Consider the following 25,575-nt stretch of genomic DNA (forward strand, 5'->3'; position numbering starts at 1 on the left):
AATTTATTTAGAATTATGGCTAAAGGCGTCCGCATCATAATTACTCTAGAGTGTACTGAGTGCCGTACAAACGTAAGCAAACGCTCAAAAGGCGTCTCTCGGTACACCACCACCAAGAACCGTCGCAACACGACGGCGCGGCTGGAACTCAAAAAGTTCTGCCCCCACTGCAACCAGCACACGGCCCACAAAGAGATCAAGTAGTGATTAGTCATTAGTCCTTAGTCATCAGTCATCAGTTGTTGGCAATTGATATTGATCGGCAAAAAGCAGATAACTAACCAATGCTTTCCTGACGGCTAGCAACTAACGGCTAATAACTAAAAACTCACAATCAACAGTCAACAAACAACAGTCAACAAACAACAAACCATGACTTACTTTCGCCGGCGCGTTTCGCCCATCAAACCTGGAGACCCTATCGACTACAAAGATGTCGATTTGCTCAAAAAATACGTCACAGAACGCGGTAAAATTTTGCCCCGCCGGATTACAGGTTTGACTGCCAAACAGCAGCGAGACCTGACCAGAAGCATCAAAAGAGCAAGAATTGTAGCTTTGATGCCCTTCGTAAACCAAGAAGGTTAACAGGATTTGGGATTTTGGGTTTTAGATTTTGGACTGGGAATAAGACTTGCGCGAAAAAAACGTCTTTCTGTCGTTAAGAGTGCAGCGAAATAATCGCGGAATAGGGTTAAGAGTAGCCGCAGCGCAAGTCTTAATCACAAGTCAGAAGTTAAAAAAAAGCAAGAAGAAAAAACAACTTTTTAGATTTTAACTTTCACAATTGACCAGAAAAATTGCCAATATCCAAAATCTAAAATCGCAAGCTCGAAACTCGATAAGTGGCTACTGTAAAAATCCAAAATCTCAAATATAAAGCTGGCAAGTGGAGAAGGGAACGTTAGTAGAATTTAGAGTGCACGGCGACCGCCGTCTGGCAGTTGCCGATCGCCCCGACGGCAAGAAAAACTGGGTCGTGGTAGACGAAAACGGTCAACCGCACAGCATACCGCCCAAACAAATCACCTACGAAGTAATCGGAGAAACTTACAAACCCTCCGATATTCCCAAATTTCTCAAAGAAGTAGAAGCATACTCAGATCCGTCGAGTTTGGAAGTCGCTTGGGAACTTTTAGTCGGTGACGGAGAAACAGCAGATCCTGAATCCCTGGCAATGCTGCTATTTTCTGAGAGTAGTGGGGCCCAGTGTTACGCTGCTTACTGTTTGCTGTCAACAGACAAACTGTATTTCAAACAAAAGGGCGATCGCTACGAACCGCGACCGGCAGCCCAAGTAGCCGAAATCAAACACCAGCAGGAAGTAGAACAGCAGCGACACCAAGAATCCCAAGGATTTTGGGATCGAGTCAAACAGCGGCTGGCAGGGGAAAATGTAGATTGGGAACACAGCGATCGAACTCGCCTCGACGCCCTAGAACGCTTTGCCCTCCTCGGAGAAGAAGCAACGCACCGCACCCCAGCCTTAGAAACTTTAGCCAGCTTACAACGGTCCGAAAACCCCGAAGCAGCATTTGGCCTCCTCGTCGATCTCGGCCTGTGGAGTACCCACGAAAACCTGTTTTTGCGGCGCAGCCAAATTCCCCTACAATTCTCCGCAAAGGTATTAGAAGTGGCCCAACGCTGCCTAGAAAATCCCCCAACCGACTCCGACACAAATCGTCTCGATTTAACTCACCTCAAGGTTTACACGATCGACGACGAAAGCACCACGGAAATCGACGACGGCCTCAGCTTAGAATTCCTCGAAAACGGCCAGCAGCGCCTGTGGATACACATCGCCGATCCCACCCGCCTGCTTTCCCCCGGAGACGAACTCGACCTCGAAGCCAGAAAGCGCACCACTACGGTTTACCTGCCCACGGGAATGATCCCCATGTTTCCCCCAGCTTTGGCAACCGGGCCGATGAGTTTAATTCAAGGCAAAGAGTGCAGCGCCCTCAGCTTTAGTGTCACCTTAGACGAAATCGGCGCGGCTCAAGATTACAGCATCCACATCAGCACCATCAAACCCACCTACCGCTTGACCTACGATGACGTAGACGAAATGCTGGAGTTGGGAATCGAAGCAGAACCCGAAATAGCAGCGATCGCCTCAGCAGCAAAACTGCGCCAAAAATGGCGGGAAGCCCAAGGCGCAATCAGCATTTTCATGCCCGAATCCGTCATCAAAGTCAACGGCGACGATATCAAAATCCACGTCATCGACGACTCCACAGCCCGGATGCTAGTAGCCGAAATGATGATTTTAGCAGGCGAACTAGCCGCCCGCTACGGTCAAGCTCACAGCCTACCAATACCCTACCGCTATCAGCCACAGCCCGAACTCCCTCCCGATGAAGAACTGCTAGCTGTACCTGCAGGCCCCGCCCGCGCTTGCGCCGTGCGTCGGTGTATGCCCCGCAGCGAAATGGGCCTTACCCCCGGACGCCACGCCGGCTTGGGTTTGGAATTATACACTCAAGTTACTTCCCCGATCCGTCGCTATACCGACTTGCTGACTCACTTCCAAATCAAAGCCCACCTGCGGGGCGAACCACTGCCTTTTTCCGCTGAAGAAATACAGGACATTGTGATGTGTCTCGGCACCGCAGTTAAAGAAGCATCCACTGTCGAACGCCAAACTAACCGCTATTGGGGATTGGAATATTTGCGGCGCAACCCAGACGAAGTTTGGGAAGCTTTAATGCTGCGCTGGTTGAGGGAAGACAGCAATCTGGGATTGATTTTATTGGAAGAATTGGGTTTAGAATTGGCAATGCGATTTGGTCGATCGGTCGAAATAGGCGATCGGCTAGAAGTCAAAGTCACCCACTGCGATCCGCGATCGGATGTCATTAACTTCCAAGAAATGATATTTGAAGCCGCACAATAGGATTTTAGATTTTAGATTTTAGATTGCAAAAAGCTGTGGTGAAGGCTGAAACTGAGGATAAATCTCGTTTTTAGTCGAGTTTCTGATCCCCTCGCATCCCCCTTGTCAAGGGTAGGGGGGTAAAAAAGATGATGGTTTCATATCTAGTCCTGTAAAATAATCGTAATTCTGGTCAGGGCTAGTTCACCCCCGATCTGTAATATAAGCCAGAAATCCCGTAAACCCGCCCCGACCAAAATATTGGGGTCGATCGACTCGACATCATATCCGATCCAAGACGGGTAATACTTTTGACGTTAAATTGACACGCTTTGCTATCTCCTCTCTTCCTCCGTGTCCTCTGTGTCCTCTGCGGTTAATAAAAAAAACTTCAGCATTCTAAAAATTGGAAGTTTTTACCCCCACCTAGTAATCTAAAATTTAAAATTTAAAATCCCCAAATGCCCAATTCAATTAGCCAAGTTCAGCCGCCGCTGGAATTCATACCCCCAGCCTACAACCCGCTAGTGGTGCAAGGTTGTAAGCAAATATTCCCTTGGTGGCTGCGATTTCGGACGAGTATCAGCCACGTTCAAGCCGAAAATGTCGAAACCCTCGCCGAACTATTCCACCAATTTCAAAATCAGAAAGTTCGCTTCTTGCTAGCCTTCCGCCACCCCAACTCAGACGATCCCTACTGTTTGGGACAACTAATTTGGAAACTCGTTCCCCAGGCAGCGCGGGCCAAAGGCATTCCCCTGCAATTCCCGGTACATTCCCACTTTATCTACGATCGCGGCATTCCCCTGTGGGCCGGTGCAGGAGTCGGCTGGTTGTATTCCCAACTCGGTGGCACTCCGATTGTTCGCGGGAAGATCGATCGCGTCGGATTGCGATCTGCCCGCAATTTATTTGCCAACAGCCAATTCCCGATCGCCGCCGCCCCAGAAGGCGCTACCAACGGTCACAATGAAATAGTCAGTCCCCTCGAACCGGGAATTGCTCAAATGGGTTTCTGGTGCGTTGAAGATTTGCTCAAAGCCGGACGCACTGAAAAAGTTTTAATTGTGCCGATCGGCATTCAATACCGCTATGTCAACCCACCTTGGCAACCCCTAGAAAAACTTTTAACTCAATTAGAAATCGATTGCCGACTGCCACCCTTAGAACGCACCGATCTCGCTAATTTAGAGACCGCAAATCCCGATTCCGAAAACCACAATCACAAATTCCAATATCTGCGTCTGATTCGACTGGGCAGCCACTTACTAGCAGTAATGGAAGAGTTTTACAGCCGTTTTTATCATAAAAACTTACAGCCTGAAACATCTATTTTAACATCATTATCGCTACCAGAAAAAACGGGAAATGATTCTGGAAATGAAGTAATGATGGCTAGACTGAAAGCCCTGTTAGACGTGGGTTTGCAAGTAGCAGAAGAATATTTTAACTTAAAGCCCAAAGGCAGTTTAATAGACCGCTGCCGCCGTGTGGAACAAGCAGGCTGGGATTATATTTACCGAGAAGATATCAAAGATATTGCAGCACTTCCTCCCTTAGAAAGAGGATTAGCCGATCGCCTCGCTGAAGAAGCAAGTCTTCGGATGTGGCACATGAGACTTGTAGAAAGTTTCGTGTCCGTCACGGGCAGGTACGTCGCAGAACAACTGACAGCAGAACGTTTGGCAGAAACAACTTTACTCCTGTGGGACGTACTGGCTCGCATCAAAGGGGGAAATCCTTTCGGCAGACCGAAGTTGGGCAAACAGCAGGTACAAATGACCGTGGGCGAACCCATATCAGTGAGCGATCGTTGGGATCGATATCAAACCAGCCGCAGGTTAGCAGTTGCCGAACTCACTCAAGACTTGCAATCAGCTTTAGAAGCAATGATTAAATCTTAATTACTCAAATAAGGAAGAGCTTCTAGGGAAGAAGGAATATATATTTTTATTCACTACGTTTTTTTGTGGTGAATTATAAACAGATTGTTATAAACTTTTGGAATAGGTCTAATGAACCGCAAACCCTCGCTCGACAATGAACCAATAAAAATTAGCGATGACTAACAAACCTATCGATTTGTCTACTAACTCAATTAAAGTAAAACTGCTGAATAATTTAGCGCAGGAATTGCTCACACCGCTCACTTCTGTCCTCGGCATGGCAAGCGTGTTGAAACAAGAAATTTATGGCCCCTTAACGAGCAAGCAAAAAGAATATATTGACGTGATCCAAGACAGCAGCCGCTCTTTGCGATCGCTAGTTGAAGAAATTTTGGAACTGGCAGAACTAGACGATTCCGCTTTCACCTTGAAGCGAACCGCAGTCGATATAGAAACTTTGTGCCAACAGGTTGTGACAATCCTGTCGTCGGTGGCAAGTAGACGAGAGCAAGAAATTAATTTGTCGATGGGGCCCGGGTCGCGCATCTGGTTGGTAGATAAAGATAAGGTTCAGCAAATGCTGCACCACTTAATTTTTAGCATTATTCAATCTGCTGGGGCAGGCAGCGTGATTCGAGTCCACGTTTCTCGGAAAGAAGACGGTATCAACATTGGAGTTTGGGTTTTTCATCCTTGGTTAGGGGAAAGTTTGCCCCATGCTAAACTCTACACCGACTACTTGTTGAAGGCCGGATCTCTTAGCGGTTCCCCATTGCACTCGGAAACCGACTCCCTCGGACTCGAAGCGCCACTCCCGACACAGGGTTCGCAGCGATTAACGCTGGCGTTTTCTGAGTTGGCGGATTTGGTGGCCCAGAATGCCGAGGATACCGCACCGGTGTTAGCTGGTTATGGGGCCAGGGAACGCTTGGGGCTGCTGCTTTGCTGCCAGTTGGTGGAAATTCAAGGCGGTGAACTCTCAATTCAAGGCGCCCCGGAATCTGGATATCGCTACGTGCTCTGGCTGCCCTGCACAAATGCTACGGAATTGTTGGAAGGCTAAAGAAGGAAGTTCGGCAACGGATTTTCTAACGGATGTAACGGATGTAACGGATGGAAAGAAGAAGGAAGAAGAAACAAGTCATTTGTTAATTAATACTGAGATGTTGCACCATTCTCAATAAGGCTTTTATGCGCGGGCTCCCGTGCCCCCCACAAGAAATTTATTCTTTGTGGAGCCGACCAGAAAAGCCTTAAGGAAGAATGGCGCAAGATAGGAGTTACTACCAATTGTTCATGGTTTTAGACTCAATTCCCAATTCCCAATTCCCAATTACCAATAATTAATCTAAAAATGAATTCAGTTTGGCAACAGTTAACTCTGGCAAATTTGCCGCTCTCTCAGTGGCAAAGTAGAAGTTATTTATTCAATTTGGCGATCGGCTCTTTACGCAGTTGGCGGCAGAGTAGCTGGCTGATGCAGTGGGCCGAACCCTTGGGTTTTGTTTTGCTGGCCTTGACTTTCGGTTTGGCGCCGTTTGTAAACAATGCCTTGGTGGGGGTGTTGATGGCGGCTAGCGCTGCATTTTGGGTGCTGCTGACTGTTTCGGACGATCGCGAGATCCCTTTCACGCCGATTCATTTGCTGGTTCTGCTGTACTGGGGCATAGCCACTGTCGCAACGGCGATGTCGCCGGTGAAAGTCGCCGCTGCTACTGGTTGGAGCAAGCTAACGCTGTATTTGCTGTTTTTTGCGCTGATGGCTCGGATATTGCGATCGCCCCGTTGGCGATCGTGGTTAATTGCCGTATTTTTGAACGTCTCTTTAATTGTCAGTTTCTACGGCGTGCGGCAGTGGATTGATAAAGTGCCACCATTAGCTACTTGGAACGATCCGACTTCTACTCAAGCCAATGTCACGCGAGTTTACAGTTTTCTGGGAAATCCTAACTTGCTTGGTTCCTATTTGCTGCCAGCCATTGCATTGAGCGCTGCCGCACTTTTTGTGTGGAAAGGATGGGGAACAAAAGTTTTAGCGCTGACGATGCTGGTGGTGAATTGCGCCTGTTTGCGCTACACGGACAGCCGGGGTGCTTGGATCGGCTTTGTGGCTCTACTTGTGGTATTTTTAGTGCTGCTGTGGTACTGGTACAGCCCTTTGATGCCTCGGTTCTGGCGAAATTGGGCGCTGCCGTTAGGGTTAGGAGGTTTGGCGGGAGCCTTAATTTTGGGAGTGGCTTTAGTGGAGCCTCTGCGCGATCGAGTTTCGAGTATGTTTATCGGCCGAAATGACAGCAGTAACAATTTTCGGATTAATGTTTGGACGGCGGTGGTTGACATGATTCGCGATCGACCCATTCTCGGAATTGGACCGGGAAACACTGCTTTTAATAAAGTTTATCCGCTTTATATGAGGCCCAAATTCACTGCTTTGAGCGCTTATTCCGTGCTGCTGGAAATTGCGGTGGAAACCGGTTTTATCGGTTTAATGTGTTTCCTTTGGCTGATGACTGTCACCGTCAATCAAGGTTTGTTGCAGATCAAACATCTGCGGGATTCACAATTTAAAATCTCTAGTTTAGAGAAAGAAGCTCAAATCCAAAATCTCAAATCGAATCAGGGGTTTTGGTTGATTGGGGCGATCGCAACTTTAGCCGGCATGATGGCCCACGGTTTTGTCGATACAGTTTGGTACCGGCCGGAAGTTAATATGCTTTGGTGGTTGATGGTGGCGATTATTGCTAGTTTTTACAGCAACTCGCATCAGCAGCACCAAGATTCAGCTTTGACGGAGGCCGAGTAGATAAAATTGCTGGCGGGGCTTTCTCCCCGCCCAGTGCGGATTCCAGCAATAGCCGACACAGCAATGATTAAGAGTTATATCAGTGCAAAAAAAAGAATGCAGCTTTATGCAAGCTGCAAACCATTATAGCCATAAGTTATTTCCAATTCTTCAATTCTTAATCTCGCATCTCAAATGCTATAAGGTGCGGAGGGCGCACCCTGCATACTACTAATACATACTACATACCTGTTGTTGTAAAGTGGTGATGGTACACTCTACAAAATTTATTGAAAATAACTCTTATTCTTCGCTCTCCGAAGGCATGATGAATCTGGGACACGGATATTTTCCACCATCTCTATCTCTGCACCGCCACCTCCTCGCTTGATTGGAGTCGAACGGCGTTTCGACTGATTCATTAACGGTAATTTTAACAGTCGAAGGAGTTGGCAGTGCTGTTGAGGCTTGACTTAGCTCCAGTACCGTTATAATTGCCAGTATGGTTGATGAAAACAAAACTGTGCGTTTCATTTATTTGTTTTTTCCTCGTTTAATCGTTGACGTGCCATCCCTATCCATATATCCTCATCGAATTCTTGAGAATCCGCATACTTTAGACAAATTTTCCACTGCGGTAGCGCTTCCTTCGTATTTTTCATTTTTTCTAGGACTTGCGCTTTTAAGCAGTAAGTTGCGGGTCCTTCACTATCAAGTTTAATCGCTTCATTCAGATGTTGCAATGCCTCTGAATATCGACCCTGTTCCAGGCGAGCCCATCCCAAGTTTTTGAGTAAAGAATATTTTACTTGATCGTCCTCAGCTAATTTCAAACCTTGCCACAGGAAGTGAACCGCAGCCGGATAGTTTTTTTGATCGACTATATATAATCGAGCCAGATTGCTGTAAGCAGCAGGCAGACCGAGTTTTGCAGCTTGCAGATATTTTCCTCTGGCGCACTGTAAATCTTGTACCTCTTCGCAAAGCCATCCTAAATTGTAAAGAGCTGTTCGGCTTTTTGGATCTACCCAGAGGGCTAACTCATATGCTTTTTGAGTATCCGCTAATCGATTGGCTTTGTAGTTTTCAAACGCAATATTATTAAAAAAAGATGCCAGTTCCGGCAAAGCAATTTTCCAGCCGCTAAAGCCTACTGCTAGCATCAGCAATAAGGCTCCCCACTTGGAGTTGTGATGCTTTTTTGCTGGCTCTTTCATGGCATTGAAAATGTTAGCTAATGGTGTGATTTTTAGCATTTTTTAACTTGAGAGTTGGGCGATATTTAGCTTGCCATATTTAATTGCCACCCTAATGGCGTCATAATCTTACGAAATGGCTCAGGTTTGAGCCGATTTCTCATAAGAGTTTGTCAGTCGACAGCCGAATGGTTGGGTAAAGCCCCACTACACAGATGTATTCGAGCATAGGTTAATCATTCATGGGGCTCCACAAGCCATCCGGATATTTTCAAAAAAAAGAACCGGGAAGCCGGAACCCGGAAGAAGGCACGACTGTTGGCGGTAGATAAGTAATAATACTTACTTGCGGGGCGAGGATCGTCCATATGCGACTGTATTAGGAGATAAGATGGCTCGCCTGAGTTTTAGAGGATTATAAAAATAAAACTTCTTGTGGTAGGAGTCCGAAAGCCTGGGTCAGGGAGGCGCTCACACTAACGTTTCCAGCACAACCCCAAGAGAGCCGATGGGATGGACTCCGGTGAAATAACTCTAATTAAGTTTGTAGTGACGATGGAAGCCCTCTAAATCCTAAAGGGGAGATATTGAGAAATATTATGATAAGTAATTAACCAAACGCGAGCTAAAATAATCCATCCCTAGGGACAATCACTAATCACTAATTACTAATTACTCCTGACTAATAAACATCTTCCGAAATTCAATTTCACCCTTTGATTAGCAAAGGTTTAAGTTTCTTTTTCGGAGATGTCTAATGACGGATGACTAAAATTGCTTCATGGCTCTTTCCATATCTCGCTTGTCTTCGCGTTTCTTCAAATCTTCGCGCTTGTCGTACAGTTTTTTCCCTTTACCCAAACCGATATCGAGTTTTACCCAGCCGCCTTTCAAATACATTTTTAACGGCACTAAAGTCAAACCTTTTTCTTCGACTTTGCCGATTAATTTGCGAATTTCCTGCTTGTGCATCAGCAATTTACGGGTGCGGCGGGGTTCGTGATTAAAATAGTTGCTAGCACTTCTCCAAGGCGAAATGTGAACGTTGATGAGCCACAGTTCCCCGTTCCGAACTAAACCATATCCGTCCCGCAAATTGGCTTTTCCTTCCCGAATTGATTTGACTTCGGTTCCCTTCAACTCTATGCCCACTTGGTATGTCTCTATAATTTCATAGAGGTGGCGCGCTTGTCGGTTATCGCTAACAATTTTGTATCCTGGGCTTTTTTCGCTCATTTTTACCTCCGCTAAAATTAATTATTATAACGCTAGCTTCTCTGTAGAGAAAATCGAAGCTTGACAAAACTTAAATAACCGGTCTAGACATTACTAATTTTGCTGAGCTAAGATGTCACCAACCTGAATGTCAAGCGGTATCATGCAGCGCACCAATATTCCCAATTCTGACCTTCCAGATGCTGTCAGTCCCAATTCTGGGGTTAATTTGGTTTGGCTGGCTCCTTGTTTGTTAGCCCTTGCTTGGTTTTGGGCCAATATCTCGGCAGTTAAGTGGCTGTTATCCTCGTTTGTTGAGATACCCACACTGTACAAGATAGTAATTGGTTTTTTGATTGTAGCATTAGTAGTGCGATCGAGCGGGAACTCCGTTAGCGCAGCCCTCGAAGAGGATCGCCCGCCGGGATTTTCGCCCAATTTCGTTTTGAGGCGATATCCGCTGCTGTTGATGTTGGGTGCGGGTATTTGCTCGATCGCCCTTCAGTACATAATTGATATCAAACAAGTTAATGTCCTGCTATTTATCCTCGGAACTTACGGGCTGTGCGGCTTATTGGTGGAGCAGAACTTTTGGCAAAAAAACTTGCCAGTTGCGGGCTTGCTGGCTTGTATTTTACCATTCAACAGTCAGTTGAATAGCGGATTAGGTTTGCCGGCGCGAGTGCTGACTGCTCAGGTAGTAGAACAGTTGCTCTCAATGCTGCACATTGGGGCTATTTCTTCTTACGATATTATCGTTTTGGAAAACGGCATCGCTCAGGTTGACGTGCCTTGTAGTGGCATTAAAACCCTATTAGTCGGAACACTATTTTTGCTAGCTGCTACCTGGCTGGAAGGCCGTAAATTGAGTTTAAGATGGGTAGCAGTCGGCGCTGCTAATCTCTTAATGTTGGTGTGTGCTAACGCTGCGCGGGTTGCCGTGTTAGTCCTGGTTTCAGAAGTGTTTAAACAGCCAAATCTAGCACAAATTATGCACGTTCCTCTGGGGATAGTCGGTTTAGTCTGTGCTTGTTTTGTGACGTGGTTAATGCTGCAACGAGTACCGAAATTTCAGCCAGAAAAAACCAGCGGTATTTCTGCAAAACCAAACTCAGGAATACTCCCAAATCACCCTTTAGCAAAACCCGGAATAATTGCAGCAGTGACAGTTTTGGCAGTCATGGCTCAACTGTCTCATGTAGAAACGTCAAAAATGGCGATCGCACCTTTAACATTACCTGAATACATTAAATCAGAGTCGATTCCCCTGAATCCTAGCGAACAAAAATTCTTTGGCAACTATCCAGACACGCAAACACAAAAAATCCGATTTATCGCCGGCAACTTGCGCGGTTCCATGCTCACAGTAGCGAGCACATCTTGGCAAACTTATCACGCCCCCGAGTTGTGTTTTGTAGCCAGCGGAATTCCAGTCAATCGCATAGAAAAAAAACAACTAACTCCTTCAGTAACAGGGCGCTGGCTGTCTCTCAAAAACTACCAATTATCAGCAGCATACTGGCTGCAATCTGCACAGCTAACTACCGATAACTTCATCTCTCGTATCGGCAGCGATATCACTCACAAAAATCACAATTGGGTGCTAGTTTCCATTTTATTTGACAGTTCGCTACCAGCAGAAAATTATGAAGTAAAAGAGTTTGTGAGTGATGTATACACTACCGTTAAACAAAGCTTGTCAGGACAAATAAATGAAAATAAAACAGGTATTTGATGGAATTTTTCAAGCAATTTTTTGGGTTTGGAACTTGACCTTTTTGTCGATTGTTTACTTGGGAATTTTGCCTATTATAGGAGGGCCATTAATTAAGGCCACAATCGATGGCACCATCCCGCTAGAGTTTTCTTTGACGATGGCAGCTACGATCGCAGTACCGACTGTATGTACTGTAATAGGAGCTAGGCGTTTTAGCAAGCAACCCCTACAGCTAATGCGTTGGTTTTACGGCGTAGAAGCACCGCTATTTTTGCTTTGTTTGCTCCGCTTGTTCCTGCTGCGAGAACTCACTCCAGCTAGTTCTCAAATCATCGCTACTATTGCTTTGTGCATTGCAGCATTTTCAGTGGAAATGCTGTACGGATATCTGGGTAAAAGAGAAAATGTTCAAAATATTTTCGATTCCCAGAATTCCCATAATAAACAGCCTCGTATTTTCAGATTAATCGGAGAAAAGCGAAGTGCGTGGCTGCAATTAGGATGTCACAGTTTAATGGTAGTAGTTGGCACTTGGGCGGCAACATTGCTGCTTTATTACGCTGTACCTGTGGCATTGTATACACTTTATGGACTCTTATTTGTCGTCATTCAATTTTTTAAGTTTACATGGGTTTCACAATTTCTGGAAATGTTTAAATACGGGGCGTGGGCCTCGGCTTTAATTTGGATACCGCTATCGTTTATATTGTTTGGTTTAACCTGTAGCTTATTCGTTGTCATGCCTTCGCTATACGGCTTTCTCTACATTCATTCCGGGCGGAAAATATGGCAGAGTTTTGCTGCACAATACGGGAAAAATAAAGCGCTAATCGGAAGTTTGGGAGTCATAGCAGCTTGGCTGGCTATTTTCTCCGCTTTGCAGCAGCAGCCACAAGTTGCAGCACTGAAAATGCTAGCGAATCACCCCGCAAACGACAGCAGCCGCCAAACTTTATTAGCCAAGTCTGATATGATTCGAGCGGGCTTAGTTAACGCTTATTTGTCCCCTTACCGCTACCTGAGCACTGTAGGAGAAAACAACCACATTTATGAGATATACAAAAATAGTTGGATTTTCCCTGACGGCGCGGCTCAAACTTTGCAGAACAGCTATAATTTTTTAATGTCGCCGTTTTTGTATCAAGGCTCTAGTGCTGATGTGGAAAAAGCCGAAAAACTCTACGGCGAATTCTTCGATACGGAACTGCAAAAAGGCGACACAGAAGCAGTAAAACACGCGGTACAGTCAACCTCAAACCAGGAAGAAGCTAAAGCGGGTTTGCTGAATGTCAATCAGGAAAAAGTATGGTTGCAATCGCAAGAAGTGACTGTCAAAGAAAACGGCGACTGGGCTGACGTTCAACTCTACGAAGTTTACAAAAATCAAACGCCGAACTTGCAAGAAGTATTCTACTACTTTTCGCTGCCGGAAAGCGCCGCAGTTACAGGAGTTTGGCTGGGCGATACTGGCGATTTAAACAAACGTTTTGCATTTACTGTATCGCCTCGCGGTGCGGCCCAGCAAGTCTACAACCAACAGGTAGTAGAAAGAGTCGATCCGGCTTTGCTAGAACAAATTGGCCCCAAACAATACCGCTTGCGCGCTTTTCCAATCCCGGCCAAACGAGAATTCACCCAAACAGAAGGGCCAACGGAAATGCACCTGTGGCTTACTTACAAAGTCATGCGCCAGCCGCAGGGTTGGGCTATGCCTGTTTTGGCTGAGAAACGCAACATTTTTTGGAACCAAAATACGCGCCGCACGATCGCCGGAAAAGAGGTAAAATACAGCGGGAAAGAAGCAAGAGAAACTTGGCTGCCACCCTTTTTGCCCGCCGCCGCACAGCAACCTCTAACAGCGCAGCAGGCGGTTCTACCGGGAGGAAATATCATTTCTGCTAAGCCGTTGGCTGATGCAAATTACTTGTTACCGCAACGCAAGAAGTTTGCAGTTATTCTCGATACTTCTCGCAGCATGGTGGCGGAAAATAAAGAAGTAAAAGAGACTTTTGAATGGTTGAAAGCTAATGCAGAAGGCAAAAATGCTGTTGATTTGTATGTCGCCAGCGCTGCGGGAATGCCGCCTAAGTTGGTGGAAGATGTACGCAATTTCGATGCGGCAAAGGTGACGTTTTACGGTACAATCCAGCTCAAAGATATGCTGCAACAGTTTGCACAGTTGCGGGGCGATAAAAGTTACGATACTGTATTTGTGGTGAGCGATCGCCACAGTTACGAATTGTCGGACGATCGCAAACCTAAACTTTCCATCTCTGCACCGCTATGGACAGTGCATTTGGGAGGTTTGCCCCCCGGCTACGACGACGCAACATTGAAGCTTATTCAAGATAGCGGCGGCGGAGTTTCTACAGATATGAAAGAGGCGATGCAGCGAGTAGCAACGACAGCAGCTTCGGGTCAATCTACAGTTAGCGTTGTTGACGGCTATGCTTGGAGTTATGCCAAAACCCCGCAGCCGAAAAAAATTGCAAAATCGGCGGCCGTCGCAGAGTCAAAAAATGCCGGCAATGAAGGCTTTAAACCGATAGCTGCGCGGCAGTTAATAACTGCACTTAGCAAGCAGAAAAGTTCCAATCAATTGACGCAACTGGATGCAATGCACGCAGTAGCTAAAAATTTCAAAGTGGTGACGCCTTATTCTTCGATGATTGTGTTAGTTAATGACGCGCAAAGGGAGCAACTAAAAGCAGCGGAAGCTAAGAGCGATCGATTTGACAGAGAGGTAGAATCTGGTAAGGAGGAGTTAACTAAGCCGAATAATCCTCTGAATGTTTCGGGGGTTCCTGAACCCGAAGAATGGCTGCTTTTGGCGGTAGGTGCGATCGGGCTTTTAGCGGTTTTCCTCCGTCAGCGGCGCGCGAAAATGGTAGGTTGAAAGATGGTTCGGCGGTTGAAACCGCTCCTTGTCAAACAAAGTCTGCCTCCGCAGACTAGGAGAGTGAGGGGGTATTTAAGCCGGACTTAATATCAAATACTAATCTACAGTCGTCTTGAGACGACTTGAGCTATGAGACAGGGGTTTAAACCCCTGTCGGACTTAGCTAATAACGAATAACTAATCTATGTCTACAAAAACGCGATCGCCCTCAATTTTTACCGGATAAGATTCCAGGGCATCGCTGGGTGCATTCAAACATCTACCAGTATCTAATTTGTACTGATACTTATGAAACGGACAGGTAATGATACCGCTGCTTACCTTACCCATGTCGATCGGATATTCTAAATGAGTGCAAGCATTGCGGTAACAAGTGACATTCAGGCCTTGACGATTCAAAATCAGCGAAGTACCTTCAACTTTTACCTTCAAAATATCCCATTCGGGAACTTGATTCAGCCCTGTTATCTCTACCCACATAAAATATTTTTCCTCCGAAAAAACCCGACTTTGACTTACGCAGAACCTAATTATGTAGGGTGCGCCTTGCACACCTTACTGCTATCCGTAGCGGGTCAAACCACTTTTTGCGTAAGTCCAGATTATTTTATTCCAGCTTTTCCCTACGGATGAATCTGGCTCAAAATCACCCTCAATCTGTCGTAATCATCCTTCAGCAAAACACTCAAACTCCTCCCCGCTTCCACCAACCAAGATCGTGAAGCGTAGCTATCCCGAAGGGAATCGCGCATCCGCAACTGATAAATCTCCCGAATCGCCGCCGCCGTCAGCGCATCCACCGGCGCATTAGCCACCCCCAGCAGCGTCCTCAAAAAATCCAACTGCACGGTAAAATCAATCACCTCATCGGGTTCGCAGCGATAAACTGCCTGGTGAATTTGCGGCGGGCGCGGCGGCAAATACTGATAAATTTTACCCCTAGATGGCCCGTGACCGTTGAACCTTTCCGGCGCAGCCTCAAACCCCACAATCGCCACTCGAAACTCGGTTTTGAGCATCGCAAAAATCTGCGGTTGTTCTTCCCGCAACTCTTCCAGGGATAAACCCAAAGCGCGAGCTCGGTGCACCGAGTCTATCGGGCTAGTCGTGGCATAATAAACCACGCCGTAGATTTGATTTTTCGACTCTTCATCCTCGGCCTTCACCCAACTCCCAAAAGGCGGCATCACGGGAAAACTTAAGTCTTCCGGTTCCAAACATTGAGCCAAAAATTCCGACGTTGCCGTCTCGATTACCTCAGCAATGCGATCGGGATGGCGCTCTTTTGTAGCAAATTGGGGTAAAGGTAAACGCATAGTTTTAGTTATTAGTTATTAGTTATTAGTTAGTAGTCATTAGCCATTGGTTTTGTGCTGGTTGTCAAGGGTCTTCAGTTAGTAGCCTGGTCTTGGGTACTTTACCAATTACCAATGACTAATTACCCATTACCAATTACCAATGACTAATGACCGCTGACTACTGAACTATTTCACGCGACCAGCCGTAGCATCCACAAGTTCCAACTGCGACAGCCGGAACGTAATCAACTTGTCCCAATTCCCGCCTTCAAACAGTACCGCGACCTTCCCATCACTAACTCGCTGAACTTGTCCTTGAAAGGCGTAGTAAATCTCACCCTTATCTTTAACTCGAACTGCCGAACCTGGAAAAATCATAATTCTGTGAATGTTAAGTTGGCTGTTTATAGCTTACCTTTTCTCGTTTCTAGTTCCCAAGCAGAGCCTGAGAACTAGGCAAATCTTCGTGTACAGGAAAACGCGAGGCAAAGCCCAGAAACGAGAGTTTGTTAGGCTAAGGCTGCTACGGAAACTTTACCGGCAATGCGGCCCGCGATCGCCCGCAACTCCCTAGCTGAAGCAGAACCCGGTTGCCCCACCACGATCGGCACCCCAGAATCGCCACCTTCCCGCAAAGGAATTTCCAGCGGAATGCGGCCTAACAGCGGCACTCCCAACTCAGCAGCAGTCTTTTCCCCGCCACCGGAACCGAAAATATCGTATTGCTTGTCTGGCATATCCGGCGGCACAAAATAGCTCATGTTTTCCACAATTCCCAGCACCGGCACTCCCAACTGCTGGAACATCTTTAAGCCCTTGCGAGAGTCCAACAAAGCCACAGTCTGTGGCGTCGTCACAATTACAACACCAGCCATCGGCACCGCTTGCGCCATTGTCAACTGCGCGTCTCCAGTACCCGGAGGCATATCGACAATCAGATAGTCTAAATCGCCCCAATTCGCCTGGTATAGGAACTGCCGGATGATTCCGTTCAACATCGGGCCGCGCCAAATCACGGGCTGGTCTTTGTCAATTAAAAACGCCATCGACACCAATTTGACGCCGTAGTTGAAAGCGGGTTCGAGGGTTTCTCCGCTTTTTCCGTCCCTAACCATGACTTTCGCGTCCCCCAAACCCAACATATTTGGGTCGTTGGGTCCATAGATATCGGCATCCAGCAAACCCACCTTAGCGCCAGTTTGCGCCAGCGCTACTGCCACATTTACCGCCACCGTGCTTTTGCCGACGCCGCCTTTGCCGCTGGAAATTGCGATAATATTTTTAACTCCTTCAATGCCTTGGCGATCGACCACTCCTTTCTGCTGCGGCGTCTCGGCTGTCACCTCCACCGCCACTTTTTCGACTCCTGGCAACTGTTTGACCGCTTTTTGGCAATCTTCGACAATAAATTCTCGCAGCGGGCAAGCAGGCGTGGTCAGCACTAAAGTAAAACTGACGACACCGCCGTCAATTTTGATGTTACGAATCATGTTCAATTCCACCAAACTCTTTTGCAGTTCGGGGTCTTGCACGGGTCGCAGGATTTCTAAGACTGAACTAACATCGAGTGTATTGGGCATTGTGTTCTCCACCATAGCTCTGCAATTGGGTTAGCGAATTTTCGATCGCAGGTTTAAGTATATTTTTATTGCTATTTTTTAATGTAACTTCATAGCGATCATTTGCAGACCTGCGGTGGCATAATTACATGACGACTGGATTTGGGACTCACGGTCAATCTCAAACTCAAATGCGCTCGGCAAGAATTTCTACGACCGAAAGCAATTTGGTCACAATCCCCGAATTGATCCGTGGTCGCAATTCTTCAATCTAAAATCTAAAATCTAAAATCTAAAATCGGATGACAGTTTCTACAACACTTAAAACAGCCACTTCCCCGTTTTTGCCACCCGCTGACTCGAGAGCTAGAGTCAGCCAATTTATGAAAACCCTACAAGACGAAATTTGTCAATCCCTCGAACAGCTCGATGGCGTTGGCAAATTTAAGGAGGACTCTTGGGAACGCTCCGAAGGCGGCGGCGGACGTTCTCGCGTCATGCGGGAAGGCGATGTGTTTGAACAAGGGGGAGTCAATTTTTCCCAAGTGTGGGGCGAAAGTTTGCCGGCTTTGATTTTGGCAAAGCACCCAGAAGCTGCCGGTCACGATTTCTATGCAACGGGCACTTCGATGGTGCTGCACCCCCGCAATCCCTACTTGCCTACGGTTCACCTGAATTACCGCTATTTTGAGGCCGGCCCGATTTGGTGGTTTGGCGGCGGTGTGGATTTGACTCCTTATTACCCGTTCGCTGAGGATGCAGCTCATTTTCACAAAACTCTGAAAGCAGCTTGCGATCGCCACCATCCCGGATATTATCCGACCTTTAAACTCTGGTGCGACGAATATTTCTACCTCCCCCACCGCCAAGAAACCCGCGGCGTGGGCGGTCTGTTTTTTGACTACCAAAGCGCTCAAGGCGCGCTTTACCGCGACCATCATGTCAAAGGCAAAGCCGCTGAGTGCAGCAACAACATCGGCGTGCCGGAACCTAGAACTTGGGAGTCGCTGTTCGCCTTCGTACAGGATTGTGGCCGGGCATTTTTGCCGGCTTACACCCCTATTATTGAAAAGCACCGATCGAAAGAATACGGCGAGCGCGAGCGTAATTTCCAACTTTACCGCCGCGGCCGTTACGTTGAATTTAACTTGGTGTACGATCGAGGCACGACCTTTGGCTTGCAGACCAACGGACGCACCGAATCGATTTTAATGTCCCTGCCACCTTTGGTACGCTGGGAATACTCTTACGAGCCAGAACCCAACTCTCCCGAAGCCGAACTCTACTCGAAGTTCTTAAAACCGCAAGATTGGGCGAATTGGATGCCTCAGCAGTCACCGACCTGAGTTAAACTACTGGGACAGTAACCACCGCGATAGATAATAAATTTGAGGGAAGGGTCAGTGATTCATATTGATCAAAAAACCCACACGCTTCAAGACGGTACAACAGTTATCGTCTTAGCACCGACAGGACGGTTGGACATCACTACAGCTTGGCAATTCCGCCTCAAGTTGCAAGAGTGTATTTCCAAACTTAGCCGCCATGTTGTAGTGAATCTTGGTCAGGTTAACTTTATCGATAGCTCTGGCCTGACCTCACTTGTAGCAGGTATGCGGGATGCGGATAAAGTTAAGGGAAGTTTCCGCATTTGCAATGTTCATCCCGAAGCCAAACTGGTGTTTGAAGTCACCATGATGGATTCTGTGTTTGAAATCTTTGAAACGGAAGAAGAAGCTCTAGAGGGGGTGCCGCGCGCAAGTTGACCGCTCCCGCTTGCATCGGTTGCGGTGTAAGCGCAATTTAAGCTTGAGGCTCACAAAATGCGCCGGAACCCTGCACAAGAACAGGAAGCAGGTAAATTCTTGCCAGCTTCCTTATGCTTTCTTCCTTTCTTGAGAGGTTGAGGGGTTCACCAAAACACTAAAGTAGAAGAATAGGTCAAGGTAAAGTCTTGCCTTCTATCCTAGATAGCTAAATCTTTCTTCCTTGTTTCTTGCTTCAAACCAATATCTCAGCAGCAAAATCCTGACGCTTGACAAATCTAAAAGGGCCCATTAAAGCTCCCCAGATAGCCTTGCCTGTCGTGGGGTTTATTCCTTTGTCGTAGCTGAGAAATTCCTCGCCTGCGGCTTCAAATCCCAAGTCTACTTGGTAATTTTGCCCCCCGTAGGCAAAGCCGCAGCGAGTGCCCTCCGGCAAAGATGCCCGAAAGCGATAGCTGTTTGAGGCTAAATTTTGCACTGCAACCGACAGGGTGCAGCCGGGGAGGAGTTGGATTTGTTCCTTCGTTAGCTTTCCAAGCAAGTCGGGGTTGCAACCGGCTCCTTTGACGGCTGTAATGTCGTGGAACATATAATACTGAGCTTCGATAAGTCCCGGCGCTATCTGTGAGTGCCTCAGTTGCACGATGCGGGGGCGGTATGGCTTGTCTAATTCCAGGATGTTGGCTTGTTCGGCAAACAAGGCAATGCTGGGTTCGGAAAATAACGGAACGGGTAGTGGTCTTTGCCACATACGAAGGTGGACGTACCACGTCGGCTCTGCTAGCGCTTGTTCCCGGTTGTCAAATTCGCCCGCCATGTATTGGGCTAAAGCTATTAATTCAGGAGAAATTGTCATGTTTGTTTGATTTTTCACGATTAGGGGTTGACAAAAAAAATTATTGTGATATGCAAGACCATATCTAGGCTGGGCAAGTCAGAAGATTAGATTTATGAGCGATCCCAGCTAAGCTATGATTGTAAAGATACTGGGGTTTTTCCCTCCTATTGCGACATATTAATTGTTGCTGCCGATCGCGCGTAAAATATTTTTGATAATTTTTTTTCTCGCAAGGAGGTGGCAACGCTTAAAAAAAACTGGCAATTTTTGTCAGCCCGCTCGCAGAATTGACTCCCCCGACTTTACTCACGCCGCGCTGGCACGCCCGCTACGGCAAAATTATTTATCTATAAGACTCAGGTGAACAATAACCGTACTGTTTCAGATACTAAGCGAAGTTTCTATACGATTCACACTCGACCGATCAACTCAATTTACCGTCGAGTGGTGGAAGAGTTGATGGTAGAAATGCACTTGCTTTCGGCGAATGCCGATTTTCAATACGACCCGATTTATGCTTTGGGTGTAGTGACAGCTTTCGATCGATTCATGCTTGGGTACGCCCCAGAAGCAGACAGAGTTTCGATTTTTAACGCTTTGTGCAAGTCCCTAGAAGACGAGCCAGAGCGCTACAAGCAAGACGCTCAGCGATTGGAAAGCTTGGCAGAGCGACTTTCCGGACAAGAGTTGCTCTCGTGGCTCGATCGCTCGACGAGCTTTGAAGATACAGCGGATTTGCAAGCGTCTTTAGGGGCGATAGCCAGCAACCCTCAATTTAAGTACAGCCGCTTGTTCGCGATCGGTTTGTTCTCGCTGTTAGAAAAAGCTGATCCTAACTTAGTAAAAGACCAAGAAACGCGAAACGGTGCGATCGCTAAAGTCAGTGCGGCCTTGCACCTGCCAGAAGACAAAGTTAGCAAAGATTTAGATTTGTACCGCAGCAATTTAGAAAAAATGGCTCAAGCGCGAATAGTGCTTCAAGATGTCATCCAAGCGGAACGGAAAAAACGCGAAAAGCGAGAAACAAAAGTTACCGCTGGCCCCTCGGCAGACTCTTCTGACAGCAACAATTAATCCTTTCAGGGAAGCAGGAAGTTTGGCAACGGATTCGCTTTCTTCGGATGTAACGGATGTCAGGAACAAGGAATAAGAAAGAGGGATTTTTTATTTTTTACACAAAATAAAGAAATCTTAAATTTTAATTGTTCTTCTTGAATTCTGGCTTCCACCTTGTGCCTTCAGATGTTGGTTGCTCAGAAACTAAAAATCCCGCTTTCTGAATTGAGCGGGATCGGCTTAACTGAAATAGAGCTTTTGGGGTCGTACTAAGGCTGGGGTTCAAAATTAGTGGCGTTAGCTTGCAGCCAAGTGCTTAGCTGTGAAAGAACCTCGTTTCCAGAAGACTTGCCCAAAGCTGTCGGGTTTGGGGTGTCGGGTCTGTCTAAGTTGCGGGCGATGGCTGCGTTGACTTCTTTGGAAATCAAATCGTGAAGTTGCTCTTTAGCCCTAGCCCTTTGAAAGTGAGCGCCCTCTTCTGTCGTAGCGTACAGAGGTGGCAGCCTATTTAAGGCATAAGCTGCAATATCTCCCACATCCAGACTCAGGTCGCTCGTCGCCTCAATTTCGGCCACCCTAGCGATCGCATCGCTGAGTACCAACTCTTCCATAACGTTGATGAACTGTTTGCGTGGGAGAACCACAACTTCGCCAGTCAACAAAGATCCCATCAGACGATCGAGAGCCATGTACTCTTCGATCGACAATTCCGAAGCCGTATTGCAGATCCGTCCCACCTCAGCTTCCATAGACGGCGTTAAATAACCATCCTGCAAAGCCTGTTCAACAATTTTTTCAATACTCATATATGCGTCCCCGCTCAACGGCATCATTAATAAAGTTTTGTGAAGACGCGATGGTTAGCGTCTTGAGATTTGAGTTGTGAGGGTTGAGTTGAGAAATTTTATACAAATCCTAACTCAATTACAGATAACCCATAACAGTTATCTGCACACCCCAGCCACAAACTTACCCCATAATTGACTGATAAATCCGTCAAAACCTGTAAAAATTCCTACTCAACTCCCTGAAGCCGCCAAGGTACAGGATCGACGGACTGCCCGTGCACGTAAAGTCCCCAGTGCAGGTGAGGGCCTGTAGAAGCCCCCGTTGACCCCAGAGCACCGATTACTTGACCGGCTTTCACGACATCGCCTTCCTTGACATCAATCCGGCTGAGGTGCATCAAAATACTTGCTACCCCCTGACCGTGGTCGATACCAACCACGTTCCCGTGGATTTTGAAGCCTTGCGATTCGCGTCCCACTAGAGACACCCGACCTGCTGCCGGTGCCACGACAGGGGAACCGTAAGCACCTGCGTAATCAACGCCGCGGTGGTAGTAGTCTTGAGCAAACACCCCATTATAATAACGTCGCACCCCGTAAATAGTAGTAATTTCGCCGGAGTTGGGGCGCAACAATTTGCCGTCCCAAAATTTTTCGGGTGTCACCAGTGCTTTAAATGCGTCTACGCGATCGAATTCAGCATCTGTACCTTCCTCGTCTTTCCCAGGCGGAAGCCAGATAGATTGAGTGGGAAAATCTCGATCGCGCACTTGCACGCTCAACTTCTGCACTTGTCCGTCACCTGTGACCTGGATTTGGCGGGCACCGGCTTTCTCTACCGGCGTCGTCGGCAGCAAGGCACGAAAGCGGCCGTTGCCGATGGGAAACGCGGGGTAGTTTTTTTGCTGGAGAGAAACTTTTGGAGTTTCCCCCCCGTTACCGTCAACCTGAATCATTACTGACAGCGTATCTCCCAGTTCTGGATTTGTCGGCGTCACAACTACCTGCAAAGCTTGCACCGGCAGGGCAAAACTCAGAAAGCCAGCAACAATTCCCCCGATCGAACTGGCGGTTAGCTTGTTTGCTTTCAACTGCCCCCACCGCCAAATCCGACCCGTAACTATTTCGGCACTTAGCCCGCCGTTGCCTCGAATCACAGTCATTATCATCACTAGGTGTCCTTAATCTTTGTCTCGCTGATATATTTTTAACTATCTAGACTAACTATAGCAATCCGCAATAAGTCGAGAGAAAAAGCCTTAGGTAAAAAGCTTGGTCAAAAATTTGGAGATGAGATACTAACTTAAATAAATACTCAACTTGAGGTGATAAGAATAATAAGAATTCCCGTAGTGCGGGGAGGAAAGCCCGCTTGAGGCAGACGCTCACACTACAATTTCCATTACAAATCTAGGACAGCCCAAGTTATAACAGAAACACTCTTCATCTATAACCGGATGATTATATTTTATCAGTCCTAGGTACTATTACATTGTTTTTAACAATTGGTATTAGTTATAGTTCACGGCGCTACAACAGAATTATTTTTAACTCAAGAGCAGTTAAATCAATTTTTTCTTGGCGGTTTACTTTCCGAGAACCTTCCTCTAACTCTCTAGTTATTGTAGCCTGTTTTTGGCAAAATATTATTGATTTCCAATTTTAAAATCTCACCTCTAAAATGGTATGAGATAAAAATTGAGACTTGCTATAATCCGATCGCCTAGAATTATAGGGATTCAAAGGTAGCAGTGAAACCATCTAACGTCAAGCATTCTTCCATAAATTCCTCTACATCATTGACATTCTCAAGCTGATATTCCATGATGCGTTGACCGTCGCCTTTCATCTTTTTGGAAGAGGAAGGCGTGGCTGGATATTTGGCCGCGATGGCTTTGAAAGCTTTGGAATGGATATCCCAGCTTTCTGCAGAACATTTTATGATTAAAAGCCACATGATTAAATTCCTCCTTGGGTTGGGTTTAGTAATTGTCTGACACCAGTAAAACTTAGATCGATAGTGCCGAAAAATCAAGGGATTCGGTGGTTTGGAAAAAAGCTAAAAGCCGAGCGACTATGTGAGCAACACCACCCTTAACATTAGACTCAACATTCAAAGGCATCACCGGATCGTGGAGTGATAATCGTAACAGAAACCAGCCGGATTCGCTAGCTGACGTGCAGGAAATTCGCAGACCTTCGTAGTTGTTGGGAACTATTTTCCAGTCGGCTTGCGTTGAGACAAATTCTTGCAGTTGCTCAATAACGCGAGATCCGTGAGCCTTGAAATCATCTACACCAAGTTTAATCCGAAATTCTACACTTTCTTCGGGATCTTTTAAATTCGCAATTAAATCTGGCAAAGATTGGTTGGCTAGTTTTGACTTAGCCAATTCAATCAATAATTTGCTGACCAAATAAGCGCCATCATCCAAAAAGTAATTTTCTTTCAAAGCTCCATGTCCAGAGGTTTCAATCGCCAGCCATGATTCCTGTCCGGCTTCATTGAGGCGTATCGACTCGTCAATCACATTTTTGTAGCCGCGTTTAAAGCGATGGTGAATGCCTTTTAGATCCTGTTCGATGAATTGTGTCAAGCCATCAGAGGTGATAGAATCGGTGACAATGGTAGAGCCTGGGTGTTCTTTTAATACGATCGCAGAAATCAACGCAATTAAGCGATTGCGATTGAGTTCCTTGCCAACTCGATCGACAGCCGCACTGCGATCGACATCGGTATCAAAAATAATCCCAAAATCAGCTTGATGTTCAATTACTGCTTGACAAATTGACTGCATTGCCTGTTTATCTTCAGGATTTGGCACATGATTGGGGAAAGTACCATCGGGTTCTAAAAACTGACTTCCCGTGGTGTCTGCACCTAAAGGTTTTAAGACTTTATCAACATAAAAACCGCCAGCACCATTGCCTGCATCCACAACAATTTTTAATCCTTTCAGCGGCTGCTCAAAGTTATCGGGGTGATTGACTGATTCCCTAATCTTTGTGACAAATTGGTTAGCATAAACTGAGATAAAATCATGCTTTGTAATCTTACCGGGCGATGAGGCTGGCTCAAAGTAATTGCTTTGGGCTAGTATTAAGATATCTGTAATATCCTGCTTTTGTAATCCACCTTTGGCAGTGAAAAACTTTAAGCCATTTCGATTAAATGGCAAATGGCTAGCAGTGAGCATAATCGCGCCGTCGCAATCAAAACCAGGGGTAATGGTACTCATAAACATGGCGGGGGTTGAGGCCATTTCAAAGTCGTACACGGTTGCACCCACTGAGGCGATTCCCTCCATGACTGCTTGCATTAAGGTTGGCCCTGATAGGCGACTGTCACGCCCGATCGCGATCGTTAATTCTGCCGCTGGTTTATTGAGTTTTTGCACCAGCCAACTGACAAAGGATTTACCTAAAATTGTCGCAATTTCGGGCGTTAGGTTGACTTGTTCATTGGGAACGCCTTCGAGGGCGATACCGCGAATGTCCGATCCATTTTGAAGTTTTGTCCAGTTGAAGATTTGCATAATAATTGATGGTAAGTAAAAATATCGGAGTCGGCGGTTGAAACCGATCGTACAAACTTTCGTCTGTGGCTAGACAGTTCGAGTCAGATTCGCCGAGCCTCTTTCGCGGACTAAGAAATAAACCGGGGAGAAATGTTGGATTTGGTATTATTAGTCATTAGGGT

Annotated in this window: 24 protein-coding genes; 12 read left to right on the forward strand and 12 right to left on the reverse strand. The window is 46.6% G+C overall.

What is annotated here, in order from left to right; genetic code table 11:
* Positions 1 to 15 precede the first annotated feature (15 nt).
* The 7 genes from rpmG (at position 16) to QUA33_RS18825 (ending at position 7,564) form a co-directional block, all read left to right on the forward strand.
* On the forward strand, positions 16 to 204 hold the full coding sequence (gene rpmG / locus QUA33_RS18795) for a 50S ribosomal protein L33 (RefSeq protein WP_190658616.1): 189 nt from the start codon (positions 16 to 18) through the stop codon (positions 202 to 204).
* Between the two features lie 168 nt (positions 205 to 372).
* Positions 373 to 588: a 30S ribosomal protein S18 gene (gene rpsR, locus QUA33_RS18800; RefSeq protein WP_006631377.1), complete on the forward strand. Its 216-nt coding sequence runs from the start codon at positions 373 to 375 to the stop codon at positions 586 to 588.
* Between the two features lie 301 nt (positions 589 to 889).
* Complete coding sequence (locus QUA33_RS18805) at positions 890 to 2,896, forward strand: ribonuclease R family protein (RefSeq protein WP_333150183.1); 2,007 nt, start codon at positions 890 to 892, stop codon at positions 2,894 to 2,896.
* Between the two features lie 440 nt (positions 2,897 to 3,336).
* Positions 3,337 to 4,779 (forward strand): 1-acyl-sn-glycerol-3-phosphate acyltransferase, encoded by a 1,443-nt coding sequence (locus QUA33_RS18810; protein ID WP_333150185.1) that lies wholly within the window; start codon positions 3,337 to 3,339, stop codon positions 4,777 to 4,779.
* A 157-nt stretch (positions 4,780 to 4,936) separates the two neighbouring features.
* Positions 4,937 to 5,824 carry a histidine kinase dimerization/phospho-acceptor domain-containing protein gene (locus QUA33_RS18815; RefSeq protein ID WP_333150187.1) on the forward strand — a complete coding sequence of 296 codons (888 nt, stop codon included), beginning with the start codon at positions 4,937 to 4,939 and terminating at the stop codon, positions 5,822 to 5,824.
* A complete protein-coding gene (locus tag QUA33_RS18820) occupies positions 5,799 to 5,945 on the forward strand; it encodes a hypothetical protein (RefSeq protein ID WP_333150189.1) in 147 nt (48 codons plus the stop codon). The genes QUA33_RS18815 and QUA33_RS18820 overlap by 26 nt, the downstream gene beginning before the upstream one ends.
* 170 nt (positions 5,946 to 6,115) lie before the next feature.
* The gene (locus tag QUA33_RS18825) at positions 6,116 to 7,564 is read left to right on the forward strand and encodes an IctB family putative bicarbonate transporter (protein WP_333150191.1); all 1,449 of its coding nucleotides are present in this window, start codon (positions 6,116 to 6,118) and stop codon (positions 7,562 to 7,564) included.
* Positions 7,565 to 7,846: 282 nt separating this feature from the next.
* On the opposite strand, the gene QUA33_RS18830 is transcribed toward QUA33_RS18825, so the two are convergent.
* From QUA33_RS18830 to smpB, 3 genes are all read right to left on the reverse strand, one after another.
* Positions 7,847 to 8,077, reverse strand: coding sequence for an Osc7112_2153 family protein (locus QUA33_RS18830; RefSeq protein ID WP_333100508.1), 231 nt, complete (start codon positions 8,075 to 8,077; stop codon positions 7,847 to 7,849).
* Positions 8,074 to 8,799 (reverse strand): tetratricopeptide repeat protein, encoded by a 726-nt coding sequence (locus QUA33_RS18835; RefSeq protein ID WP_333150192.1) that lies wholly within the window; start codon positions 8,797 to 8,799, stop codon positions 8,074 to 8,076. The genes QUA33_RS18830 and QUA33_RS18835 overlap by 4 nt, the downstream gene beginning before the upstream one ends.
* A 708-nt stretch (positions 8,800 to 9,507) precedes the next feature.
* Positions 9,508 to 9,975 (reverse strand): SsrA-binding protein SmpB, encoded by a 468-nt coding sequence (smpB, locus tag QUA33_RS18840; protein ID WP_006631384.1) that lies wholly within the window; start codon positions 9,973 to 9,975, stop codon positions 9,508 to 9,510.
* A gap of 142 nt (positions 9,976 to 10,117) precedes the next feature.
* On the opposite strand from smpB, the gene xrtO reads away from it, so the two are divergent.
* Both xrtO and QUA33_RS18850 read left to right on the forward strand, forming a co-directional pair.
* A complete protein-coding gene (gene xrtO, locus QUA33_RS18845) occupies positions 10,118 to 11,689 on the forward strand; it encodes an exosortase O (protein ID WP_333150194.1) in 1,572 nt (523 codons plus the stop codon).
* Positions 11,667 to 14,567: a TIGR02921 family PEP-CTERM protein gene (locus QUA33_RS18850; protein WP_333150196.1), complete on the forward strand. Its 2,901-nt coding sequence runs from the start codon at positions 11,667 to 11,669 to the stop codon at positions 14,565 to 14,567. Before xrtO ends, QUA33_RS18850 begins: the two co-directional genes overlap by 23 nt.
* Before the next feature lie 180 nt (positions 14,568 to 14,747).
* On the opposite strand, the gene QUA33_RS18855 is transcribed toward QUA33_RS18850, so the two are convergent.
* The 4 genes from QUA33_RS18855 to QUA33_RS18870 form a co-directional block, all read right to left on the reverse strand.
* On the reverse strand, positions 14,748 to 15,050 hold the full coding sequence (locus QUA33_RS18855; RefSeq protein ID WP_333150198.1) for a Rieske (2Fe-2S) protein: 303 nt from the start codon (positions 15,048 to 15,050) through the stop codon (positions 14,748 to 14,750).
* A 143-nt stretch (positions 15,051 to 15,193) separates the two neighbouring features.
* On the reverse strand, positions 15,194 to 15,886 hold the full coding sequence (locus QUA33_RS18860) for an HAS-barrel domain-containing protein (RefSeq protein ID WP_333150200.1): 693 nt from the start codon (positions 15,884 to 15,886) through the stop codon (positions 15,194 to 15,196).
* Between the two features lie 168 nt (positions 15,887 to 16,054).
* Positions 16,055 to 16,246 carry an NAD(P)H dehydrogenase subunit NdhS gene (locus tag QUA33_RS18865; protein WP_006631389.1) on the reverse strand — a complete coding sequence of 64 codons (192 nt, stop codon included), beginning with the start codon at positions 16,244 to 16,246 and terminating at the stop codon, positions 16,055 to 16,057.
* A gap of 131 nt (positions 16,247 to 16,377) precedes the next feature.
* Positions 16,378 to 17,448 (reverse strand): Mrp/NBP35 family ATP-binding protein, encoded by a 1,071-nt coding sequence (locus tag QUA33_RS18870; RefSeq protein ID WP_333150202.1) that lies wholly within the window; start codon positions 17,446 to 17,448, stop codon positions 16,378 to 16,380.
* A 281-nt stretch (positions 17,449 to 17,729) separates the two neighbouring features.
* Here QUA33_RS18870 and hemF point away from each other — a divergent pair, with 281 nt between their 5' ends.
* Both hemF and QUA33_RS18880 read left to right on the forward strand, forming a co-directional pair.
* The gene (hemF, locus tag QUA33_RS18875) at positions 17,730 to 18,773 is read left to right on the forward strand and encodes an oxygen-dependent coproporphyrinogen oxidase (RefSeq protein ID WP_333150204.1); all 1,044 of its coding nucleotides are present in this window, start codon (positions 17,730 to 17,732) and stop codon (positions 18,771 to 18,773) included.
* A 57-nt stretch (positions 18,774 to 18,830) separates the two neighbouring features.
* Positions 18,831 to 19,193, forward strand: a complete 363-nt coding sequence (locus QUA33_RS18880; RefSeq protein ID WP_006631392.1) for an STAS domain-containing protein — start codon at positions 18,831 to 18,833, stop codon at positions 19,191 to 19,193.
* A gap of 235 nt (positions 19,194 to 19,428) precedes the next feature.
* On the opposite strand, the gene QUA33_RS18885 is transcribed toward QUA33_RS18880, so the two are convergent.
* Positions 19,429 to 20,049 carry a chromophore lyase CpcT/CpeT gene (locus QUA33_RS18885; RefSeq protein WP_333150206.1) on the reverse strand — a complete coding sequence of 207 codons (621 nt, stop codon included), beginning with the start codon at positions 20,047 to 20,049 and terminating at the stop codon, positions 19,429 to 19,431.
* 342 nt (positions 20,050 to 20,391) lie between these two features.
* Here QUA33_RS18885 and psb29 point away from each other — a divergent pair, with 342 nt between their 5' ends.
* A complete protein-coding gene (psb29, locus tag QUA33_RS18890; RefSeq protein ID WP_333150208.1) occupies positions 20,392 to 21,105 on the forward strand; it encodes a photosystem II biogenesis protein Psp29 in 714 nt (237 codons plus the stop codon).
* A gap of 251 nt (positions 21,106 to 21,356) precedes the next feature.
* On the opposite strand, the gene QUA33_RS18895 is transcribed toward psb29, so the two are convergent.
* From QUA33_RS18895 to QUA33_RS18910, 4 genes are all read right to left on the reverse strand, one after another.
* Positions 21,357 to 21,893, reverse strand: a complete 537-nt coding sequence (locus QUA33_RS18895; protein ID WP_006631395.1) for a late competence development ComFB family protein — start codon at positions 21,891 to 21,893, stop codon at positions 21,357 to 21,359.
* A 209-nt stretch (positions 21,894 to 22,102) separates the two neighbouring features.
* Positions 22,103 to 23,044, reverse strand: a complete 942-nt coding sequence (locus tag QUA33_RS18900; protein WP_333150220.1) for a M23 family metallopeptidase — start codon at positions 23,042 to 23,044, stop codon at positions 22,103 to 22,105.
* 560 nt (positions 23,045 to 23,604) lie between these two features.
* A complete protein-coding gene (locus tag QUA33_RS18905; protein ID WP_333150210.1) occupies positions 23,605 to 23,832 on the reverse strand; it encodes a hypothetical protein in 228 nt (75 codons plus the stop codon).
* 52 nt (positions 23,833 to 23,884) lie between these two features.
* The gene (locus QUA33_RS18910; protein ID WP_333150211.1) at positions 23,885 to 25,411 is read right to left on the reverse strand and encodes a phosphomannomutase/phosphoglucomutase; all 1,527 of its coding nucleotides are present in this window, start codon (positions 25,409 to 25,411) and stop codon (positions 23,885 to 23,887) included.
* Between the last annotated feature and the right edge of the window lie 164 nt (positions 25,412 to 25,575).

Origin of the sequence: Microcoleus sp. Pol14D4 (assembly GCF_036701245.1) — a bacterium.
Lineage (GTDB): Bacteria > Cyanobacteriota > Cyanobacteriia > Cyanobacteriales > Microcoleaceae > Microcoleus.

What these genes read in the sequence shown, in the direction of transcription:
- hemF (WP_333150204.1), top strand. Translation starts at nt 17,730, where the DNA reads ATGACAGTTTCTACAACACTTAAAACAGCCACTTCCCCGTTTTTGCCA.
- QUA33_RS18885 (WP_333150206.1), bottom strand. Translation starts at nt 20,049, where the DNA reads ATGACAATTTCTCCTGAATTAATAGCTTTAGCCCAATACATGGCGGGC.
- QUA33_RS18905 (WP_333150210.1), bottom strand. Translation starts at nt 23,832, where the DNA reads ATGTGGCTTTTAATCATAAAATGTTCTGCAGAAAGCTGGGATATCCAT.
- QUA33_RS18830 (WP_333100508.1), bottom strand. Translation starts at nt 8,077, where the DNA reads ATGAAACGCACAGTTTTGTTTTCATCAACCATACTGGCAATTATAACG.
- rpsR (WP_006631377.1), top strand. Translation starts at nt 373, where the DNA reads ATGACTTACTTTCGCCGGCGCGTTTCGCCCATCAAACCTGGAGACCCT.
- QUA33_RS18855 (WP_333150198.1), bottom strand. Translation starts at nt 15,050, where the DNA reads ATGTGGGTAGAGATAACAGGGCTGAATCAAGTTCCCGAATGGGATATT.
- QUA33_RS18865 (WP_006631389.1), bottom strand. Translation starts at nt 16,246, where the DNA reads ATGATTTTTCCAGGTTCGGCAGTTCGAGTTAAAGATAAGGGTGAGATT.
- QUA33_RS18910 (WP_333150211.1), bottom strand. Translation starts at nt 25,411, where the DNA reads ATGCAAATCTTCAACTGGACAAAACTTCAAAATGGATCGGACATTCGC.
- rpmG (WP_190658616.1), top strand. Translation starts at nt 16, where the DNA reads ATGGCTAAAGGCGTCCGCATCATAATTACTCTAGAGTGTACTGAGTGC.
- QUA33_RS18900 (WP_333150220.1), bottom strand. Translation starts at nt 23,044, where the DNA reads ATGATAATGACTGTGATTCGAGGCAACGGCGGGCTAAGTGCCGAAATA.
- QUA33_RS18825 (WP_333150191.1), top strand. Translation starts at nt 6,116, where the DNA reads ATGAATTCAGTTTGGCAACAGTTAACTCTGGCAAATTTGCCGCTCTCT.
- QUA33_RS18850 (WP_333150196.1), top strand. Translation starts at nt 11,667, where the DNA reads ATGAAAATAAAACAGGTATTTGATGGAATTTTTCAAGCAATTTTTTGG.
- QUA33_RS18810 (WP_333150185.1), top strand. Translation starts at nt 3,337, where the DNA reads ATGCCCAATTCAATTAGCCAAGTTCAGCCGCCGCTGGAATTCATACCC.
- QUA33_RS18815 (WP_333150187.1), top strand. Translation starts at nt 4,937, where the DNA reads ATGACTAACAAACCTATCGATTTGTCTACTAACTCAATTAAAGTAAAA.
- QUA33_RS18820 (WP_333150189.1), top strand. Translation starts at nt 5,799, where the DNA reads ATGCTACGGAATTGTTGGAAGGCTAAAGAAGGAAGTTCGGCAACGGAT.
- QUA33_RS18860 (WP_333150200.1), bottom strand. Translation starts at nt 15,886, where the DNA reads ATGCGTTTACCTTTACCCCAATTTGCTACAAAAGAGCGCCATCCCGAT.
- smpB (WP_006631384.1), bottom strand. Translation starts at nt 9,975, where the DNA reads ATGAGCGAAAAAAGCCCAGGATACAAAATTGTTAGCGATAACCGACAA.
- QUA33_RS18870 (WP_333150202.1), bottom strand. Translation starts at nt 17,448, where the DNA reads ATGCCCAATACACTCGATGTTAGTTCAGTCTTAGAAATCCTGCGACCC.
- xrtO (WP_333150194.1), top strand. Translation starts at nt 10,118, where the DNA reads ATGCAGCGCACCAATATTCCCAATTCTGACCTTCCAGATGCTGTCAGT.
- QUA33_RS18835 (WP_333150192.1), bottom strand. Translation starts at nt 8,799, where the DNA reads ATGCTAAAAATCACACCATTAGCTAACATTTTCAATGCCATGAAAGAG.
- QUA33_RS18895 (WP_006631395.1), bottom strand. Translation starts at nt 21,893, where the DNA reads ATGAGTATTGAAAAAATTGTTGAACAGGCTTTGCAGGATGGTTATTTA.